The organism is Aestuariivita boseongensis (genome assembly GCF_001262635.1).
Classification (GTDB): Bacteria; Pseudomonadota; Alphaproteobacteria; order Rhodobacterales; family Rhodobacteraceae; genus Aestuariivita; species Aestuariivita boseongensis.
The window spans coordinates 1-18,859 of record NZ_JXYH01000034.1 but is presented as its reverse complement, the minus strand read 5'-3'; the positions used below and the strand labels follow the sequence as shown (position 1 = coordinate 18,859).

Here is an 18,859-nt window from a genome sequence, read left to right as displayed (position 1 = left end):
ACCCGCGCTTTGGCTTATCTGCGCGCCATGAAAGACCCTGTTCGCCTGACCCGCCTTGCCGAAACCCTGCCCTCCACCGTGCCTTTCGTGGGCCCCGAGACGCAGGAACGTCAGCGCGGCGCCCCCTTCATCGGCCGCCTCGGCGCGAATGAAAACGTCTTCGGCCCCTCGCCAAAGGCGATCACCGCCATGCAGAAGGCCGCGGCCGAGATCTGGCAATATGGCGATCCCGAAAGCCATGACCTGCGCCACGCTCTGGCCGCCAAACACGGGCTGGGGTTTGACAGTGTCATGGTGGGCGAAGGGATCGACGGGCTTCTGGGCTACCTCGTCCGGCTGATCGTTGAACCGGGTGATGCGGTGGTCACCTCAGACGGCGCCTACCCCACCTTCAACTATCACGTCGCAGGTTTTGGCGGCGTGCTGCACAAGGTGCCCTATCGCGACGATTACGAAGACCCCAAAGCGCTCTTTGCCAAAGCGGCGGAGGTCGGGGCCAAGCTGGTCTATCTGGCCAATCCCGACAACCCGATGGGCAGCTGGCATCGCGGCGCCGATATCGTGGCCGCGCTCGACCACCTGCCCGATGGCTGCCTGCTGGTGCTGGACGAGGCCTATGTCGAATGCGCCCCTGAAGGTACCGCAGCCCCCGTCGCCGCAGATGATCCGCGCGTGATCCGCATGCGCACCTTCTCCAAGGTCTACGGGCTGGCGGGTGCGCGGGTGGGATATGCGCTGGCCGCGCCTGCGCTGATCGACGCTTTCCACAAAATCCGCAACCATTTCGGCATGAACCGCGCAGCCCAGGCCGCGGCGCTGGCCGCGCTGGCCGATGACGACTGGCTGGCCCATGTCCAGACCGAAATCCGCGGGGCGCGCGCGCGCATCAACCAGATCGCGCAGGAGAACGGGCTGACCCCCCTGCCCTCGGCCACCAATTTCGTGGCCATCGACTGCGGAGGTGACGGCGCCTTCGCAAAGGCGGTGCTGGACGGTCTGGTGGCGCGGGGCATCTTCGTGCGCATGCCCTTCGCCGCCCCGCAAAACCGCTGCATCCGCGTCAGCTGTGGCACAGAAGAAAACCTCGACGCCTTCGCCCACGCACTGCCACTGGCGCTGAAAGAGGCACAGGATCGCCAATAGGCGCAGATCGCGCGGTGTTTACCTGACATTTACGAAAGGTGCGCTATACTGTCGCATGCGAGACAGGAGTTGCGCATGATGGACAACCAACATCCCGGTCAGGCGCCGGATTTCACCAATGCCGCGATCAACATGCTGGGCATCAACCTGCTGTGGATTTTCTTTGTTGTCTGGATGCTGTGGGGCGTCCTTCCGGTGCTGATGATCGCCCTGCTGATCAACCGCTTTGTGGAGCATGTGGGCGACACACGCGGCATCACCCCGATATTCGGCAAGCTCAGCCTCGCCCGGATGCGCGCGGGCGGTCCCGAAGCATAAGACGTGCCCGTCCCTGGCCTGCCCCGGGACCTCCTGCCTAGGCCTCTGCCAAAACCTGTGCCGCAGCCTCCAGCGCGCCGCGCCCATGCGGAATACCCAATGCACACAGCCCGGTTTCCACACCGCCCAGCAGCCCCATGATCATCTGGCCATTCACATGGCCCATATGGCCAAAACGGAAATACCCGTGCCAGGCCGGATCGCCCGGTTCGGCCATGCCCAGACCGATCCCCAATGTCAGGCCCAGATTGGTTTCGACCCATTGGCGCAGCTCGGTGGCCTGGGGGGCCTCCAGCCGCAGGGACGTCACAGCCCGCGACCGATGCGCCGGATCGGCCACGTTCATCGCAAATGGCCCCTCCTGCGCCCAGGTCTCGCAGGCGGCCCAGACCGCGCGCGCCAGCCGGTCATGGCGCGCCCAGATCGCCTCGATGCCCTCGGCACGGATCATGTCCAGGGCCGTGCGCAGGCCGTACAAATGCTGCGTGGGCGCGGTCCCGGCCCAATATTGATAAAACTGTTGCGGATGGGCGCGCGGCTCCCAATCCCAATACCGGCTGACACGGCTCAGCCCGGCCCGCGCTGCCTGCGCCTTGTCGTTGAAGAAGACGAAACTCACGCCCGGCGGCACCATCAGCCCCTTCTGGCAGCCGGTGACCATCACATCGACGCCCCAGGCATCCATCTCGAACCGGTCGCATCCCAGCGACGCGATGCAGTCAGCCATCAGCAGCGCCGGATGGCCCAGATCATCCAGCAGCCCGCGCAAAGCCGGCACATCATTCAGGATCGAGGTCGAGGTATCCACATGCACCGCCAGAACCGCCTTGATCCGGTGATCGGTATCCGCGCGCAAGGCCTCGGCGATCCGCTCCATATCCCAGGGTGACTGTTTGCCGAAATCCAGGATCCGGCTCTCCACCCCCAGCCCGGCCGCCATATCCGCCCAGCCATGGGCAAACCGCCCCGTCGCGGGCACCAGCGCTAGATCGCCGGGCGCCATCGTGTTGGCCAGTGCCGCCTCCCAGGCCGCATGGCCGTTGCCGATATAGATCGCCACCTGATGATCGGTCCGCGCCACATATTTCAGATCCGCGACCAGACCCGGCATCATGTCGATCAGCTCGCCCTCATAGATATTGGGCGAGGCGCGGTGCATCGCCTGCAACACCGCGTCCGGCGCGACCGAGGGTCCGGGAATGGCCAGATAACTCCGTCCGCCAGAGGGGGAATGTGTCATGCTCATCGGGGGAGACTTTCGTTGCGCTATGTCGCGCGCAGACTAGCCCCACGCCCGGCGGCGTCAATCCATGCCCCGCACCCACGGCGCAACGTCACGCAGCGCATGCTTGCAAGGGGGGATCAGGCACTCTAAACCGGCTGGACGCGATCTGTAAGTTTCGCCGGAGCCTTGATGCCTACGGACAGTTCCACGACCCCCACCCCCGGTTCCGAGAACGGCGCCTCCTCGCGTGTTCTGCTCGCCTGGCTATGGCGCGAATACCTGCGCAAACATCTGGGGCTTCTGGGCATCGCGCTGATCTTCATGATCATCGAAGGCTCTACGCTCGGCGCAATCAGCTACATGATGCAGCCGATGTTCGACAACGTCTTTGTCGAACGCGACAGCGGCGCGCTGTGGGTCGTGGCGCTGGTGATCCTGTCGATCTTCGTGATCCGCGCCTTTTCCGGCATTATTCAAAAAGTGCTTCTGACCCGCATCGCACTGCTGACCGGCGCCGATCTGCGCCTGCATCTGCTGGGCCGGCTGATCAAACAGGACGGCGCGTTTCACCAGACCCATCCGCCGGGCTTTCTGATCCAGCGCGTCCAGGGCGATGTGGAATCGGTGAATATCGTCTGGCGCACCCTGATCACTGGCGCAGGGCGCGACCTGATCTCGCTTCTGGTGCTGCTGGGCGTGGCGATCAATATCGACTGGCGTTGGGCGGCGCTTGCAGGCATCGGCGTGCCGCTGATGCTGGCGCCCGCCTTTGTTGCGCAGCGCTATGTGCGCAAGAAGGCGCGCCAGGCCCGCGATGTGGGCGCGGCGCTGGCCACCCGGCTCGATGAGATCTTCCACGGCATTGTGCCGGTCAAGCTGAACCGGCTTGAGGATTACCAGACCCGCCATTACCGCGCGCAGACCGACCGCTTTGTCTATTCCGAGACCCGCGCCGCCTTTGGCACCGCCACCATCCCCGGCCTTGTCGATCTGATGGGCGGGATTGGCTTCATGTGCGTGCTGCTTTTTGGCGGGGCCGAGATTATCGCGGGCGAGAAAACCGTGGGCCAGTTCATGTCCTTCTTCACCGCGATGGGCCTGGCCTTCGACCCGATGCGCCGGTTGGGTGCGCTGGTGGGCACCTGGCAGGCTGCCGCCGCCGCGATCGAACGGATCAAGGAACTGAACGACGCGCCTATCACTCTGCAATCGCCGCCAAACCCTGTGGCCCCGCCCAAAGGCATTCCCGAGGTCGAAATCAAGGACGTCACCTTCTCCTATGGCGAGGCACCGGTGTTGCGCCAGCTCAACCTCAGGGCCGAAGCGGGCAAGACCACCGCGCTTGTGGGCGCGTCCGGCGCGGGGAAATCCACGATTTTCAACCTGTTGACCCGGCTTGTTGATCCACAACAGGGCGCGGTGACAGTGGGCGGCGTGCGGGTGGATCAGATGGCGCTTGAGGATCTGCGCAACCTCTTTTCCGTGGTCACGCAAGAGGCGCTGCTGTTTGACGAAACCCTGCGCGAAAACATCCTGCTAGGCCGCACCGATGTGACGGACGAGCGGTTGAAAGACGTGCTGGACGCCGCCCATGTGTCGGATTTCCTGCCCAAGCTGTCGGACGGTCTGGAAACCCGCGTGGGCCCGCGCGGCTCGGCCCTGTCGGGCGGGCAGCGCCAGCGGGTGGTGATCGCCCGCGCGCTGCTGCGCGACACGCCCGTGCTGCTTCTGGACGAGGCCACAAGCGCGCTTGATACCCAATCGGAGAAGGTGGTGCAGGATGCGCTGGACAAACTGTCGGGCGGGCGCACCACGCTGGTGATCGCGCACCGGCTGTCCACGGTGCGCAATGCCGACAAGATCATCGTCATGGATCGCGGAGAGGTCGTCGAAGAAGGCACCCATGACGATCTTCTGGCCCGCGGCGGCGCCTATTCCGACCTCTATCGTCTGCAGTTCCGGGGCGGCAAGAAGGTGATCGACCCCGCGGGCGAACAGGCGCTGCGCGGCGCGGCGCGCCAAAGCGCAGAGGCCAAACCCGGCCTTCTGCGCCGCATCGGGCAAAAACTGTTCGGTTAGTTAATCCGCTCCGCTCGCCCCGGACCTGATCCGGGGCCTCCTGTCAGACCCGGAATGGGCCCTCAACGCCGGTAACCCTCTGCCAGCCTGTCCGGGCTGACGCCCGCGAAATAGCGCATCAGCGTCCACAGATTGCGTCCCCCCCGCCGCAGCCAGCCCGCGCGCTGATATCGTTCGGCGCTGGTGACCGCCTCGACCGGCAGGGCCGTCAGATCAACCTTCGCCCGACGCAGCGCGCGCATCAGCGCAACATCCTCCATCAGCGGCTGATCGGCAAAACCGCCCGCACGGGCATAATCCGTGGCACGGATCAACAGCCCCTGATCGCCGTAAGGCAGACCGAAGGCCCAGGCGCGCAGATTGGCCCAGCCCGCCACCAGCGCGGGCATCAGCCCCCGCGCCCGGAAGCGCAGCTTGAAATAGGCCGCGACATGGGCCTGGGCCAGATGGGCCTTCACCTCTTCGGCCCAGCCGCGTTCCAGATGGGTATCCGCGTGCAGCACCAGCAGCCATTGCCCCTGCGCCGCCGCACAGCCGCGCCTGAGCTGCCCGCCGCGCGAGGCCGGCCCCGACACGATCACCGCACCGGCGGCATCGGCGACCTGCAGCGTCGCGTCGTCTGACCCGCCATCGGACACGACAAGCTCGCGGATGATCCCCGCATGCAGCCCTTCCATCAACGTCTCGATCACACCGGGAAGCGTGGCTTCGGCGTTCAACGTGGGAATGACGATGCTGATTTCTGCGCGCAAACGATGCGCCCCCTGTTGTCTTGGCCCCAGCCATCTATATCTAGGCGGAGATAGCAAGGGACACGCAAAATGACCAGTCGCCGCATCCTGCGCCTGAAAGGGCCGGACAGTGAACCTTTCCTTCAGGGGCTGATCACGAATGATATCAGCCGCCTGGATAAGGGCATGATCTATGCCGCGCTTCTGACACCTCAAGGCAAATATATGGCGGATTTCTTTGTCGCCCGCGATGGCGACGGTCTGCTGATCGACGTGGCGGCCCCGCTGGGCGACATGCTGGCCAAGCGGCTGACAATGTACAAACTGCGCGCCAATGTGACGATTGAAGAGGCCGGGCTGAACCTGCAACGCGGCACAGGCCCTGCCCCCGAAGGTGCCTTTGCCGACCCGCGCCACCCAGATCTGGGCTGGCGCATGTATTCCGACGCGCCCGAAAGCGACGACGGCACCGATTGGGACGCAATCCGCGTGGCGCATCTGATCCCGGAAACCGGGGTGGAACTGACGCCCGATACGTTCATTCTGGAGGCGGGGTTCGAGGCGCTCAATGGCGTCGATTTCCGCAAGGGCTGCTATGTGGGACAGGAAGTTACCGCGCGGATGAAGCACAAGACCGAACTGCGCAAGGGCCTGGCGCGTGTGCGGGTGGAAGGCCACGCGCCCGCGGGTTCCGAACTGGTCGCAAACGGCAAAGCGGCGGGCACGCTCTACACCCAATCGGGCGGCTTCGGCATCGCCTATCTGCGCTTTGATCGGGCCAAAGGCGAGATGCAGGCCGATGGCGCAAAAGCCTGGCTGGAAGACTGACCTGAAATCAACTACTTAGCGGACGGCTGTGCGGGCGGTTTTGGTATACAAAAGTATATGCAAAAACCCTCTAGCGTGTCGCAAATAATGCGCTATATGTCGGTTCAGGATCGTTTCCGATCGGAAACACCCATCCACCAAAGGGGGCCGAGCAATGCCGCAGTACAACACCAAATTCGACCTGGATATCGACGATCTGGACGTGATCGAAACCGCCCTGCGGGAACGCAAGAAAGAGCTGTCTCTGGAACGTCTGACCCTGCTGGGCGGCGATGGCGGCGCGCCGGATGCCGAAGCCCTGGCCGCTTTGGATGCCGCGATCAACGCCACCCATGAACTGCTGGGCCGCTTGCATAACCAGAAGGTGTTTTATCGCCCGAAAGCGGTGCAAAACACGCCCTATATCAGCGGGTAAATCGATCCGGGTCCGGGCGCCAAGGCGTTTCGAAACGCCTTGATCAAGCGCTTTTCAAAGCGCTTGCCCCCTTGTCGGCCATGGGCGCCTAGTCCGGCTTATAAAGCCGCTTCATTTCTTCCGAGAAAAAACTATCGAACTCCTGAGGGGGGATCCAGCCCGTCGGTGCGTCATCGGCAATGCTCTGGCCCAGAAACAGCTTTACCGCGGCCACCGCGTGCCAGCTTTGGCTGCCTGCCGCGTGATAGGGGCGCATCGGCGCCTCCGTCCCGTCTTTCAGCACCATCACCGGCCGATGGATGCCGCTGTCTGTGCCGTGCTCCCCACGGGTGCTGAGCCTGGCCGTCTCAAGATCGGAAAACTTCCATTCCCAATGCTCGGCCCCACCGCGTTTCATCAGATCCAGCGTGATCTTGTCCGCCTGCCTGTCGAAATGCAGAACGGTCGTCATCCGGGACAGTTTGAGATAGCCCAGCGCCACGGCAACAATCACAAGAGGCGGCGCAACCAGCCCCCAGTCGCCCTGCCAGGCCATGGCGACGGCAAAACCCACCAGCACCACGCTCAGCCCATAGATCGCCACCGCCTTGTCCGCCTGCGTGTCGGTCAGGGTCAGCATGTCGGCTGTTCGGTCGGTGATCCGCATGACCCGAAGGCTATGCGCAGGACGCAGCCCGGTCAATCGTAGGGCAGATCGCGGATCAGCCGGCTTCCAGCTGGGCCATCACGTCATCGGTGGCTTCGAAATTCGTGGTGACGCGCTGCACATCATCGTCGTCTTCCAGCGCCTCGACCAGTTTCATTAGCTTCTGCATGTTCTCCAGATCCAGCTCGGTCGTGGTGGTGGGTTTCCACACCAGACGCGTGGCTTCGCTTTCGCCCAGCTCTGCCTCCAACGCGGTGGCGACATCGTTCAGATCGGTATCGGCGCACCAGATGTAATGCCCGTCTTCGCTGCTTTCGACGTCTTCGGCCCCGGCCTCGATCGCGGCCATCATCACCGTGTCGGCGTCACCCACATCGGCGGGGTACACAACCTCGCCCTTGCGGTCGAACATGAACCCGACCGATCCGGTCTCCCCCAGATTTCCGCCGTTCTTGGTGAAGGTCGAACGCACATTGGACGCGGTGCGGTTGCGGTTGTCGGTCATCGCCTCGACAATCACCGCCACGCCATTGGGGCCATAGCCCTCGTACCGGATTTCCTCGTAATCATCGCCTTCCCCGCCCGAGGCCTTCTTGATCGCGCGTTCGATATTGTCCTTGGGCATGGACTGGCTTTTGGCCTCTTTCACCGCAAGGCGCAGACGCGGGTTCTTGTCGGGGTCGGGGTCGCCCATCTTGGCGGCCACCGTGATCTCTTTCGACAGTTTCGAGAAAAGCTTGGCCCGCACGGCGTCCTGACGCCCTTTGCGGTGCTGAATATTCGCCCATTTGGAATGGCCTGCCATGGAACTACCCCGTCATCGCAGATGAAACTTTGCGCTCATATAGACGCGGGGAACAGGCAGGTTCAAGGCAGGCCAGATGCTATTGCGCCCTCAGGTTCAGCTCAAAGCTCGCGTCGGGCGGGGTGCCGGGCTCCCAGGCCTGGCCGCGATGCAGCTGCAAATGCGCATCGCCCCCCAGAACACGCAGGCGAAACACCCGTTCCGAGGCCGCACCGGGCACGGGCGCTCCGCCCAGATCGTTGCGGTCTTCCAGGATCTCGACCCCGGCGTGATCGTCGAAGGACCAGCGCATGCCGGTCGTCGGATTTTCCGGCAGGCGCAGTTCGATCACATCGCCACGGGAAACAGGGACCTCGCGGCCCCTGTCCCGTTCCGTGAGAGTGATCTCACCAGACATAGATCTGATGGATCTTGTTGTCCGAGCCGATCTCGACATTCACAGTCGCGTTCGTCTGCTCGGCATGGGCGGCCAGCATAGTCAGCGACAGGAATGCGCTGTCGTTGGCGTTGCACAGTCGCCGCCAGCCGATCCCCTGCACCGCCGCATAGGCATTGCGGTTCGATGCATTGCACCAGGTGGCAGTGATCTTCTTGCCGTTGTGCCAGGCGGTGATGCCCGCCTGTTCTTCCGCTTCCACGGTGATGTCATCGGGCGGCATCTGCGCGGGGCGGTCGACACGTTCGACGATCGTGTCCCCCAACAGCGCCGTGACATCCATGCTGGGGGCGTCTGCGGCTGCCTGAGATTCGGTCCGCTCCAGTTCCTGAACATCGCCCGAAGGGGCATTGGTTGATTTGCTTTTAGCCATTTGAAAAATCCTTTGTTGTATTCTGAATTGACTGGGTAAGTCCGGCATCGGTCAGGTGACGTAGACTTCCTTGACCTGATTGCCGTCGATCAGCGCGCGCACATTGCGGTTGCCGGCCTTGGCCCCGATCAGTTCCGCCAGCATCGCGTGCTGCTGCACATCCGACGTGGTCACTAGCTTGCGCCAGCCTGTGCCCTGGAAATGCGCCCAGGCATTGCGCCCGGCCTGATTGGCCCAGAGCCCGTTGACCTTCAGATTGTTCGCCCAGGCCTTCAGCGTGACGGAATTGGCGCCGTAGGGCCCGTACCAGGTGTCGATCTGACACTGGCCATAGCCGATGCGGAAGAACCCGCCCTCTCCCCAGTTGGTGCCCCAGCTGTTTTTGCAGATCCAGCAGCCCTGCGCATCATTATAGCCAATGATTTCAACGCAGTGCCCGCCAGCCGAGCCCCCCGAAACATGCCGGTACACGCCCGAGCGATAGCTGAAGAAGTCCTGATAGACGATGAAGCAGCCGGTGACCGACCCCTTGGTGGCGATCCAGTTCTTGATCGCCGCGCGGCCCGTCAGCTTGGTCTTGCCGGTGACCTTGGCAATGTTGTTCTGCCAGCCGCCGGGCACGGCGCAGGCCTGCTGATTGCCGGTATAGGGATAGACCGATTCCAGCGTCACGCCCTTTTCCTTGGCCTTGTCCAGCGCCTGATCGGGGAACCAGCCGTTGTTGCAGTTCCGCCCCTCTTCCCCGCCGTGGCAATAGAAGAGATGCGCTTCGCTGAGGTCCAGGTTCAGGTTGGGATTGGCGACCGAGCGCTGATAGGTCGTCTCCATCACCGCGGCCACGCCATGGGCCACACAAGACCCGCAAGAGCCCTGATTCTTCACCGATGTGACATAGTTCTTGCCGTTCACATTGCGGTGGTCGAAGGCCGCAGGGGCCCCGATGCTTTCGGCCGCGATCACATCTGCCGTTACCGCCGGGGCAGCCTTGTCCGCCTTCACGGCCTCACTCAGCGTCATGGCCCCCGGCGGAGGATTAAAGCCCAGGCGAACCCGGCGCTCGTCTTCCGTCATCATCGCCATTTCCGTCCCGGGATCCATTTCCCAGGGCGCGCCGGCGTCCTCCAGATCGCTCTTCAATTGTTTGAGATCAAGTGCATCAGCCATAATGTGCCTCCTAAACACAGGTCAAAATTCGACTGGTCCGGGCCCGCGGTAATTACGGGTGGTCCGGCATGCAGTCCGAAAGGTGCCCCCTTCCAGATTTTGGGTCTTCGAGGCACGCTCCGAAAAATGGGTGGAGCGTGGTGCCGCTTGAAATTGCCGCGGCGTGGGGCAAGCCTAACAACAGTTCGCGCGATCCCCCAAGGCAAGAAATCCGCCATTGCCATTTTCGGCGGATTACAACCTATCGACGAATCGTTCACATGATCAGGACCCCCGGCTGTGATCCCGCTTGCCCCACCCCGCGCGGTTGCTAGAGTGGCGCCATGACCACCGACCAGATCATCCTGTTCAGCCTGTTTGGCGCCGTCTTTGCCTTGCTGATCTGGGGCCGCTTCCGATACGACCTTGTGGCCTTTTCGGCGCTGATGGTGGGCGTGGTTCTGGGCGTGGTACCCTCGGATCAGGCGTTTTCCGGCTTTGGCCATCCCGCCACGCTGGTGGTGGCGCTGGTTCTGGTGGTGTCGGCCGGGCTGGTGCGGTCGGGTGCTGTGTTCCTGATCACGCGCACGCTGGTTGATTCCTCACGCAGTCTGGGCGCGCATATCGCGCTGATGGGCGGGATTGGCGGGGTGCTGTCGGCGTTCATGAACAACGTCGCCGCCCTGGCGCTTCTGATGCCGGTCGATATCCAGACCGCGCGCAAGGCGGGGCGCAATCCGGGGCTCAGCCTGATGCCGCTGAGTTTCGCAACAATCCTGGGCGGCATGGCCACACTGATCGGCACACCGCCCAACATTATCATCGCCGCCATCCGCGAAGACAGCCTGGGCGAACCCTTCGCCATGTTCGACTTCGCCCCCGTGGGCGGCATCGCGGCCATCGCGGGGCTGGCCTTCGTCGCGCTGATCGGCTGGCGCTTCATCCCCGCGCGCGAGGCGGAGGGCAGCACCGCAGGCGCGCTGCAGGATTACATCGCAGAACTGACCGTACCCGAAGACAGCAAACATATCGGCAAGCGCATCGCCGAACTGGAGGAGACGGCCGAGAAAACCGATGTCGCGATCCTGGGCCTGATGCGCGATGGCAAGCGGCTTTATGGCCGGGCGCGCAATTCGCGCCTGCGGACGGGCGATATCCTGGTGCTTGAGGCCGGGCCCGAAGCGCTGGACGAATTCCGCTCGGCCCTGTCGCTGGCCTTTTCCGACCCGTCGCGGCACGAGACCCTGACGGCCGAGGGCGACGGCGTGGACGTGGTCGAGATGGTGGCAAGCGAAACCTCCCGCATCACCGGAAAGACCGCACAGGGCATTGGCCTAGTGTGGCGGCAGCGCGCAGTGCTGATGGGGATTTCCCGGCGCGGCAAGCGGATCACCCAACAGGTGCGCAAAACCGTGGTGGAGCCAGGCGATATCCTGCTGGTGCTGGTGCCCAAGGACACGGCCGCCGATGTGACCGACTGGCTGGGCTGTCTGCCGCTGGCCGAACGGGGCCTGACGGTGACTGCGGATGAAAAGGTCTGGATGGCGATCGGGTTTTTCGGCGCGGCCGTTCTGGCGGCCAGCCTTGGGCTGATCTATCTGCCCATCGCTCTGGGCCTGGTGGTGGTGGCCTATGTGCTGACGCGTATCGTGCCCCTGTCGGAACTCTATACTCATATCGAATGGCCGGTGGTGGTGCTGCTGGGTTCGATGATTCCGCTGGGGGCCGCGCTGGAAAGCTCGGGCGGGACGGAACTGATCGCGCAAAGCCTGATAACGCTGACCGATGGTCTGCCTGCCTGGGCGATCCTGACGGTTCTGATGGTGGTGACGATGACGCTGTCGGATGTGCTCAACAACACCGCCACAGCGATTGTGGCGGCTCCCGTGGGCATCCAGATGGCGCAGACGTTGGGTGTGTCGCCCGACCCGTTCCTGATGGCGGTGGCGGTGGCGGCCTCGGCCGCGTTCCTGACGCCCATCGGGCACAAGAACAACACGCTGATCCTGGGCCCCGGCGGGTACCAGTTTGGCGATTACTGGCGCATGGGGCTGCCGCTTGAGGTGCTGGTGATCGCCGTCTCGATCCCGTCGATCCTGGTGTTCTGGCCGCTCTGACGCGCGGGTCCGAATTTTCGAAAATTCGGATCCACGGCGGGGGCAGATTTTTCGAAAAATCTGACCCCGGCGTCACCGTCAGGCGATCTCTTTCGAGCGCCCCGCATTGCGGCCCGAGAAGATGCAGCCGCCCAGAAACGTCCCTTCCAGCGCGTTATATCCATGGTATCCACCGCCGCCGAAGCCCGCGACCTCTCCGGCTGCATAAAGCCCCGGAATGACGTTGCAATCCGCGCCCACCATCTGGCCGTCCAGATTGGTCTGCAACCCGCCCAGCGTTTTGCGGGTCAGCACATGCAGCCTGACCGCGATCAGCGGCCCATTGGCAGGGTCCAGGAATTTATGCGGCTTGGCCGTGCGCACCAGCCGGTCGCCGCGATACTGCCGCGCGGCGTGGATCGCCATGATCTGCGCATCCTTGGTGAAGGGGTTGTCGATCTGCGCATCGCGCGCCTCGATCTGGGCGCGCAGCTTTTCTTCGGAAATCAGGTTGCCGCCGGCGATCTGGTTCATGCCCCTGACCAGCCCCGCCAGATCGCGGGAGACAACAAAATCCTCTCCCTTTTCCTTGAAGGCCTCCACCGGAGGGGTGGCCGTCGATCCGGCCAGGATGCGCTGGCGGATCACCTCTTTCCACGACTTGCCGGTGAAATCGGGGTTCTGTTCCGATCCCGACAGCGCGAATTCCTTCTTGATCACCTTCTGGGTCAGCACGAACCAGCTGTAATCATACCCGGTCTCAAGGATCATCTTCAGCGTGCCAAGACTGTCGAACCCCGGCAGCGCGGGCGGCGCGAACCGGTTGCCTTCCGCGTCGAACCACATCGAGGACGGACCGGGCAGAACGCGGATGCCGTGACCCGGCCAGATCGGATCGAAATTCTTCACCCCTTCGGTGTAATGCCACATCCGGTCGCCATTGATCAGATGCCCCCCTGCCGCGCGCGAGATGTCGATCATCCGCCCGTCCACATGAGCGGGAACCCCCGCCACCATATCCTTGGGCGGCTGGCCCAGCCGGTCCACGGGCCAGGATTTGCGCACCATCTCGAAATTCCCGCCGATCCCGCCGGAACTGACCAGGACCGAGGGCGCGCGGATCTCGAACTCTCCCACCGCGTCGCGGTTGGTCTTCTGGCCGCGCAGGGCGCTGTCATCGGCCAGAAGCGTGCCCGCCACGCCTTTGGCGGCCCCGTTTTCCATGATCAGACGGTCCACCTGATGGCGGAAGCGCAGGTCGATCAGGCCCGATTTCGCATGGTCGCGGACGCGTTTTTCAAAGGGTTCCATAGTGCCGGGGCCGGTGCCCCATGTGATGTGAAAGCGCGGCACGGAATTGCCATGCCCATCGGCAAAACCGCCGCCGCGTTCGGCCCAGCCCACGATGGGAAACCAGCGCATGCCCATACCGTGCAGCCATTGGCGCATGCCGCCGGCTGCAAAGTCGATATAGGCCTCGGCCCATTTGCGCGGCCAGTGATCCTCGTCCCGGTCGAACTGCGCGCTGCCCATCCAGTCATTCAGCGCGAGCGCCTTGCTGTCGCGGATGCCCATGCGCCGCTGTTCGGGCGTATCAACCATGAAAAGCCCGCCCAAGGACCAGAAGGCCTGACCGCCCAGGTTCTGCGGGCCTTCCTGATCGACCAGGATCACGCGTTTTCCGCGATCGCCCAGTTCCGCCGCCGCCACAAGGCCGGCCAAACCACCGCCCACGATGATGACATCTGCCGTGTCCATGTCGCCCATTCTCCCCCGCTTCGGCGCAAGCCTAGAAGGCAGGGCGGCCCGCTGGCAATCCCGCGCATGGGCCGTGCCGCAAGGTCACGGCTGGCTGTCAGCCGTACCGTTCGGCAAAGCGGCGCAGGATGATTGCGGGTTCGGTGACATTGGCGGCATGGCAGGTCGTGATCAGCGCCTGCGCGTCCTCGGGGCGGAAGTAGCCGTGGTTTTTGTAGATATTGATGCGGTTCTCGAAATCCGTGGCATCGGCTTCGGGGTGGAACTGCGTGGCATAGACGTTCCGGCCAAAGCGCACCATCTGCACCGGGCACGGATCCGAACGCACCAGATGCACACAGCCCTCGGGCAGAGATTGCACCGCCTCTTTATGGCCCACGAAGGCCTCGAACTGCGGCTCCAGCCCGGCGGTGAGCGGATCGGCCTTCCCGTCGTCGGTCAGCGCGCAAAGCGAGGGACCCACGGGCTCGCCGTAACGCGCCTTGCTGACCTCTCCGCCCAGGTGATGCACCAGCACGCCCAGCCCATAGCAACAGCCCATGAAAGGATGATCGCGCGCGATGATCTGCGGCATCAGCCCCATGACCTGCGCTTCGATCCGCGCCTCCACAGGGTCTTTGCTGGCGGGGTCGTCACTGACGCAGCCCGGCCCGCCGCCCACGATGACGCCCGCGTAATCGGACAGGTCCAGATCGTCGGGCAGCGCCTCCTGATCCAGCCGGATGCGGCGGGCGCGGCTGGCGGGCAGCCGGCATTTGTCGAGAATGGCCGCGAATTCCTGATCCGATGCATCGGTTTCCGGGCGGGCCTGAAGGATGAGAAAAGGCTTCATGGCAGGTGGGTTAGCCGCCCGCGCGCGCCCCTGCAAGAAAAAGCCACGACAGACGCCCCGCTGCGGGCTCTCTCCCGGCGGGGTGGGTGTGTTGTGAATGAGAAGAACGCCAGGAAGCGGGCCCGCATGGGTCAAGCGATGGCTGTCCCGACCCGGGGTGATATTCCAGGCAGGGACATGCACGTGATGGAAAAACCATCTGTCCTGAACGCGCGGGGGAAGATTTTCTTTACCCCCGCAAAAGCAGCTGCGTGAGAAGGTTTAGCGCAAATGCGTTTCCGGTGCGTGAAGCCACCGTGCGGTGGCCGTTTTCTGACGCAGAAAACGGGCCAGAGCCGGACGCAGGCTCTGGCAAAGGGGCAGCCATGAAAGAGGTACCTCCCCGTTTCTGCGTCAGAAACGGGTCAGAGCCTGCGTCAGGCTCTGACTGTCACAGGGGCCAGATCACCGGAATTAGGGCCGAGGCCAGCAAGCCCACGCTCAGGTTCAGCGGAATGCCCACCCGCATGAAATCGGTAAAGCGATACCCGCCCGGACCGTAAACCAGCATATTCGTCTGGTACCCGATCGGGGTGGCGAAGGACGCCGAAGCCGCCACCATTACCGCAACCACCAGCGGCCGTGGATCGATGCCCAAAGCCGTGGCCAGTCCGATGGCGATCGGCGTGACCACCACGGCCACCGCGTTGTTCGACACCAGTTCGGTCAACACGCTCGTCAGCAGGTAAATCGCCCAGACGATCAGGAAGGGCGGCAAGCTGGCCACATAGGGGGCCAGCGCCTCGACAATCAGGCTGACCGCGCCCGAGGCCTCCAGTGCCGCGCCAACCGCGAGCATGGAAAAGATCAGCGCCAGCAACCGCCCGTCGACAAAGGAAAACGCCTCGTCCGCGTCGATGCAGCGGGTCACCAGCACCACCGCCACCGCCAGTACCGCCAGGAAAAAGATCGGCGCCACGCCAAGGGCCGCCAGAACCACAATCGCCCCCAACGCGCCCAACGCAATGGGTGCCTGCCCCCGGCGGTATTCCCGTTCCGACGGGTGAGAGACATCGACCATGTCCATCTCGGCCGCCAGCCGCTGGATATCGCCCGGCGCGCCCTCAAGCAGCAGCGTGTCGCCCACGCGCACCACCAGTTCATCCAGCTGCCGCCCGATATTCTGGTTCCGCCGATGCACCGCCAACACATAAACCCCAAACCGCCGCCGCAGACGCAGCGATCCCAGCGACCGACCCACCATCTTGCAGCCCGGCGTGATCAGCACCTCGACCGTCGTCGTCTCAACCGCCGAGACCTGATCAACCCGCTTCAGCGATTTGTTGCGCTGCAGGCTCAGCAGTTCGGCCATCTGCGTGCGCAACACCACCCGGTCGCCCACCTGAAGCTCCACCCCCTGCAGGTTGCGCCTGAGCGAGACATCCCCCCGCACGACGTCGATCAGGCGCACACCCTCCCGTTTGAAAAGCTGCACACCCAGAACCTCGCGCCCGATCAGGTTGCTGTCGGGCGGGATCACCGCTTCGGTGAAAAACTTCATCTTCGACCGGTCGCTCAGCAGCGTGGCCATGCTGTCGCGATCGGGCAAAAGGCGCGGCCCGATGAACCGCAGATAGATCATGCCCCAGACCACCAGGATCAGACCCAGTGGCGTCACTTCGAAAATCGTGAACGGCTCCAGCCCCTGCGCCCGCGCAACCCCATCCACCAGCAGGTTGGTCGAGGTCCCGATCAGCGTCAGCGTGCCGCCCAGGATCGCGGCATAGCTCAGCGGGATCAGCAGTTTCGAGGCCGACAGCCCCATGGTGCGCGCCAGCTGCACGAATACCGGGATCATCACCACGACCACAGGCGTGTTCGACACCACCGCCGAGGCCAGCACGACAAAGCCCATCAGCAGCGCAATCGCCAGTTTCGGATTGCTGCCCGCCTGTTTGTCGGCCTGCCGGGTAAACGCGTTCAGCGCGCCGGTGCGCACCAAAGCGCCCATGATGATGAACATCGCCGCGATGGTCCATGGCGCGGGGTTCGACAGCACCTCCAACCCCTTGTCATAAGGAAGAACGCCCAACGCCAGCATCATCGCCACGCCGGCCATGGCAACCACTTCGGTCGGGAAGGTTTCGCGCAAAAACAGAACGAACATGCCCAGAACGATGCCCAGGGTGACAAGTGCGGCGGTGGTCTCGCCCAGTTCCAGAAATCCCATTTACGGTCCGGCTCTCATGGATCAGCGGCCAGTCTCGCCCATTGCCGGGCCGGCTTCAAGCGTCTCGGCACGCCTGGGTTGAACAAGACAGACGCCCAGAAGGATCAGCGCCATGGCTGCCCAGAACCACGGTGAATAGGTTTCCGACAGAATCAGCATGGCCCAGATCACGCCAAATCCGGTGACCAGGTAACTGACCTGCACGGCAAAGACAGGCCCCGCGCGCCCCACCAGCCAGACATAACCCGCATAGACCATCACATGGATGGCCGAAGAGGCCACCAGCGCCCAGTCCGGCGCGCCCCAGGGTTTGAGCGGAGTGATGAACTGCCCTGCCCCCAACGCCAGCGGCAGAGCGATCAGCGCACCGACAATCGACGCGCCATATAGCACCTCGATGGCGTCCAGCCCCTCGGTGCCCCATCGGGCCACGTAATTGCCTTCGAAGGCATAAAACAGCGCCGGGATCATGGCCACCGGGATCCAGGCCAGCATTGCGGCCTCAGGCAGGCTGGCATCGGGCAGAACCAGAAGCATCACTCCGGCAAAGCCCAGCCCCAGACCGGCCAGGCGCAGGGCTGAAAACCGCTCCACCCCCAAAGCCAGAGCGATGGGAAAGGCAAGCATCGGAATGGTGGACAGCAGAACCGACATCACGCCAGCAGGCAGATGCGCGATCGCCTGATAGGACGCGGTATTGGGAATGACCGATCCGATCAGCGCAATGATGACATAGACCTTCAGCGCCCTCGCCCGCAGGGGCAACCGCGCCCGCCCGCGCAGTGCCTGGATCACCGCCATGCACAGCGCACCTACGACCATCTGCCAGAAGATCAGGCCGAAATGCTGATACCCCGTCGATACTGCGATTTTCGACAGCGGAGAGGTGATCCCCCACCCTGCCCCAAGGATCAGCAGAATGGCGCTGAAAAACGCCAGCTCTTTGCGGCTCAAGGTGTGGCCTCGGCCAGCCGTCCGCCCACGCGGATCATCCGGATGTCTTTGGCAAGCCCCGTACGGTCATCGGTGTCTACGAAAACGCCTGACAGCGTCGCCTCTCCCATCGCGGGGGTAAAGCGCGACTTGGGCATGCCCGTGATGAAGCGGCGCAGGGGTTCGGCCTTTTCCATGCCAATCACGCTGTCATAATCGCCGCACATGCCCGCATCGGTCAGGTAAGCGGTGCCGCCGGTCAGGATCTGTGCATCCGCCGTTGGCACATGGGTATGGGTGCCCACCACAAGGCTGACCCGGCCGTCACAGAAATGGCCCATCGCCATCTTCTCCGACGTGGCCTCGCAATGCATGTCCACGATGGCGGCCTGCACCATGCCGCCGGGCGGATGGGCCTTCAGCACCGGCTCCAGCGCCGAAAACGGATCGTCAAAGGGCCGCTTCATGAAGACCTGGCCCAGCACCTGCGCCACCAGCACCTTGCGCCCGCCGGGTGCGTCAAACACCCGGTGCCCGCGCCCCGGCGCGCCCTTGGCGAAATTGATCGGCCGCAAGATGCGGTTGTCCTGGCCGATATGGGCCAGCATGTCGCGCTGATCGAAGGCATGATCGCCCAGCGTGACGCAATCCGCGCCCGCGTCGAACAGCAGCTTGGCATGGTCAGCCGTCAGCCCCATCCCGTTCGAGGCGTTCTCGCCATTGATAATCACGAAATCCAGCCGCCACGCCTCACGCAGGCCCGGCAGCCGCCCGGCCACCGCGCTGCGGCCTGCGCGGCCCATCACATCACCCAAAAACAGAATTCTCATAATCCGGACCTAGACCCGACCATGAAACAGGGCAAGACAAGAAACGCGCGCCCCTTGTC

Annotated in this window: 18 protein-coding genes; 6 read left to right on the top strand and 12 right to left on the bottom strand. The window is 63.7% G+C overall.

Annotated elements, in window-relative coordinates; all coding sequences use genetic code 11:
- Positions 1-27 precede the first annotated feature (27 nt).
- Both TR61_RS13205 and TR61_RS20270 read left to right on the top strand, forming a co-directional pair.
- Complete coding sequence (locus TR61_RS13205) at positions 28-1,143, top strand: pyridoxal phosphate-dependent aminotransferase (protein WP_050930572.1); 1,116 nt, start codon at positions 28-30, stop codon at positions 1,141-1,143.
- Between the two features lie 75 nt (positions 1,144-1,218).
- Positions 1,219-1,461, top strand: a complete 243-nt coding sequence (locus TR61_RS20270) for a hypothetical protein (RefSeq protein WP_216595401.1) — start codon at positions 1,219-1,221, stop codon at positions 1,459-1,461.
- A 37-nt stretch (positions 1,462-1,498) separates the two neighbouring features.
- Here TR61_RS20270 and TR61_RS13195 read toward each other — a convergent pair whose 3' ends face one another.
- On the bottom strand, positions 1,499-2,707 hold the full coding sequence (locus TR61_RS13195) for a pyridoxal-phosphate-dependent aminotransferase family protein (RefSeq protein ID WP_050930552.1): 1,209 nt from the start codon (positions 2,705-2,707) through the stop codon (positions 1,499-1,501).
- A 168-nt stretch (positions 2,708-2,875) separates the two neighbouring features.
- Between TR61_RS13195 and TR61_RS13190 the strand changes: the two genes are divergently transcribed.
- Entirely contained in the window at positions 2,876-4,765 is a 1,890-nt protein-coding gene (locus TR61_RS13190; protein WP_050930551.1) for an ABC transporter ATP-binding protein, read from the top strand.
- Positions 4,766-4,827: 62 nt separating this feature from the next.
- Here TR61_RS13190 and TR61_RS13185 read toward each other — a convergent pair whose 3' ends face one another.
- On the bottom strand, positions 4,828-5,517 hold the full coding sequence (locus tag TR61_RS13185; protein WP_050930550.1) for a TIGR04283 family arsenosugar biosynthesis glycosyltransferase: 690 nt from the start codon (positions 5,515-5,517) through the stop codon (positions 4,828-4,830).
- A 69-nt stretch (positions 5,518-5,586) separates the two neighbouring features.
- Here TR61_RS13185 and ygfZ point away from each other — a divergent pair, with 69 nt between their 5' ends.
- The gene (ygfZ, locus tag TR61_RS13180; RefSeq protein WP_050930549.1) at positions 5,587-6,324 is read left to right on the top strand and encodes a CAF17-like 4Fe-4S cluster assembly/insertion protein YgfZ; all 738 of its coding nucleotides are present in this window, start codon (positions 5,587-5,589) and stop codon (positions 6,322-6,324) included.
- Positions 6,325-6,478: 154 nt separating this feature from the next.
- Positions 6,479-6,739: a hypothetical protein gene (locus tag TR61_RS13175; RefSeq protein WP_050930548.1), complete on the top strand. Its 261-nt coding sequence runs from the start codon at positions 6,479-6,481 to the stop codon at positions 6,737-6,739.
- 88 nt (positions 6,740-6,827) lie between these two features.
- Here TR61_RS13175 and TR61_RS13170 read toward each other — a convergent pair whose 3' ends face one another.
- The 5 genes from TR61_RS13170 to TR61_RS13150 all read right to left on the bottom strand — a co-directional run bounded on the left by TR61_RS13170 (position 6,828) and on the right by TR61_RS13150 (position 10,163).
- Complete coding sequence (locus TR61_RS13170) at positions 6,828-7,385, bottom strand: hypothetical protein (protein ID WP_050930547.1); 558 nt, start codon at positions 7,383-7,385, stop codon at positions 6,828-6,830.
- 55 nt (positions 7,386-7,440) lie between these two features.
- Positions 7,441-8,190, bottom strand: a complete 750-nt coding sequence (locus TR61_RS13165) for a YebC/PmpR family DNA-binding transcriptional regulator (protein ID WP_050930546.1) — start codon at positions 8,188-8,190, stop codon at positions 7,441-7,443.
- Positions 8,191-8,269: 79 nt separating this feature from the next.
- Entirely contained in the window at positions 8,270-8,587 is a 318-nt protein-coding gene (locus tag TR61_RS13160; RefSeq protein ID WP_050930545.1) for a protease inhibitor I42 family protein, read from the bottom strand.
- Positions 8,577-8,999: a hypothetical protein gene (locus TR61_RS13155; protein WP_050930544.1), complete on the bottom strand. Its 423-nt coding sequence runs from the start codon at positions 8,997-8,999 to the stop codon at positions 8,577-8,579. The genes TR61_RS13160 and TR61_RS13155 overlap by 11 nt, the downstream gene beginning before the upstream one ends.
- A 51-nt stretch (positions 9,000-9,050) precedes the next feature.
- Complete coding sequence (locus TR61_RS13150) at positions 9,051-10,163, bottom strand: C1 family peptidase (protein ID WP_050930543.1); 1,113 nt, start codon at positions 10,161-10,163, stop codon at positions 9,051-9,053.
- Positions 10,164-10,486: 323 nt separating this feature from the next.
- Here TR61_RS13150 and TR61_RS13145 point away from each other — a divergent pair, with 323 nt between their 5' ends.
- Positions 10,487-12,259, top strand: a complete 1,773-nt coding sequence (locus TR61_RS13145) for an SLC13 family permease (protein WP_050930542.1) — start codon at positions 10,487-10,489, stop codon at positions 12,257-12,259.
- Between the two features lie 78 nt (positions 12,260-12,337).
- On the opposite strand, the gene TR61_RS13140 is transcribed toward TR61_RS13145, so the two are convergent.
- The 5 genes from TR61_RS13140 to TR61_RS13120 form a co-directional block, all read right to left on the bottom strand.
- Complete coding sequence (locus TR61_RS13140) at positions 12,338-13,996, bottom strand: FAD-binding dehydrogenase (protein ID WP_050930541.1); 1,659 nt, start codon at positions 13,994-13,996, stop codon at positions 12,338-12,340.
- 97 nt (positions 13,997-14,093) lie between these two features.
- A complete protein-coding gene (locus TR61_RS13135; protein WP_050930540.1) occupies positions 14,094-14,828 on the bottom strand; it encodes a glutamine amidotransferase in 735 nt (244 codons plus the stop codon).
- A 430-nt stretch (positions 14,829-15,258) separates the two neighbouring features.
- Complete coding sequence (locus TR61_RS13130; RefSeq protein ID WP_050930539.1) at positions 15,259-17,037, bottom strand: SLC13 family permease; 1,779 nt, start codon at positions 17,035-17,037, stop codon at positions 15,259-15,261.
- A 21-nt stretch (positions 17,038-17,058) separates the two neighbouring features.
- Entirely contained in the window at positions 17,059-17,991 is a 933-nt protein-coding gene (locus TR61_RS13125; RefSeq protein WP_050930538.1) for a DMT family transporter, read from the bottom strand.
- The gene (locus tag TR61_RS13120; protein ID WP_050930537.1) at positions 17,988-18,800 is read right to left on the bottom strand and encodes a TIGR00282 family metallophosphoesterase; all 813 of its coding nucleotides are present in this window, start codon (positions 18,798-18,800) and stop codon (positions 17,988-17,990) included. Before TR61_RS13120 ends, TR61_RS13125 begins: the two co-directional genes overlap by 4 nt.
- Positions 18,801-18,859 lie beyond the last annotated feature (59 nt).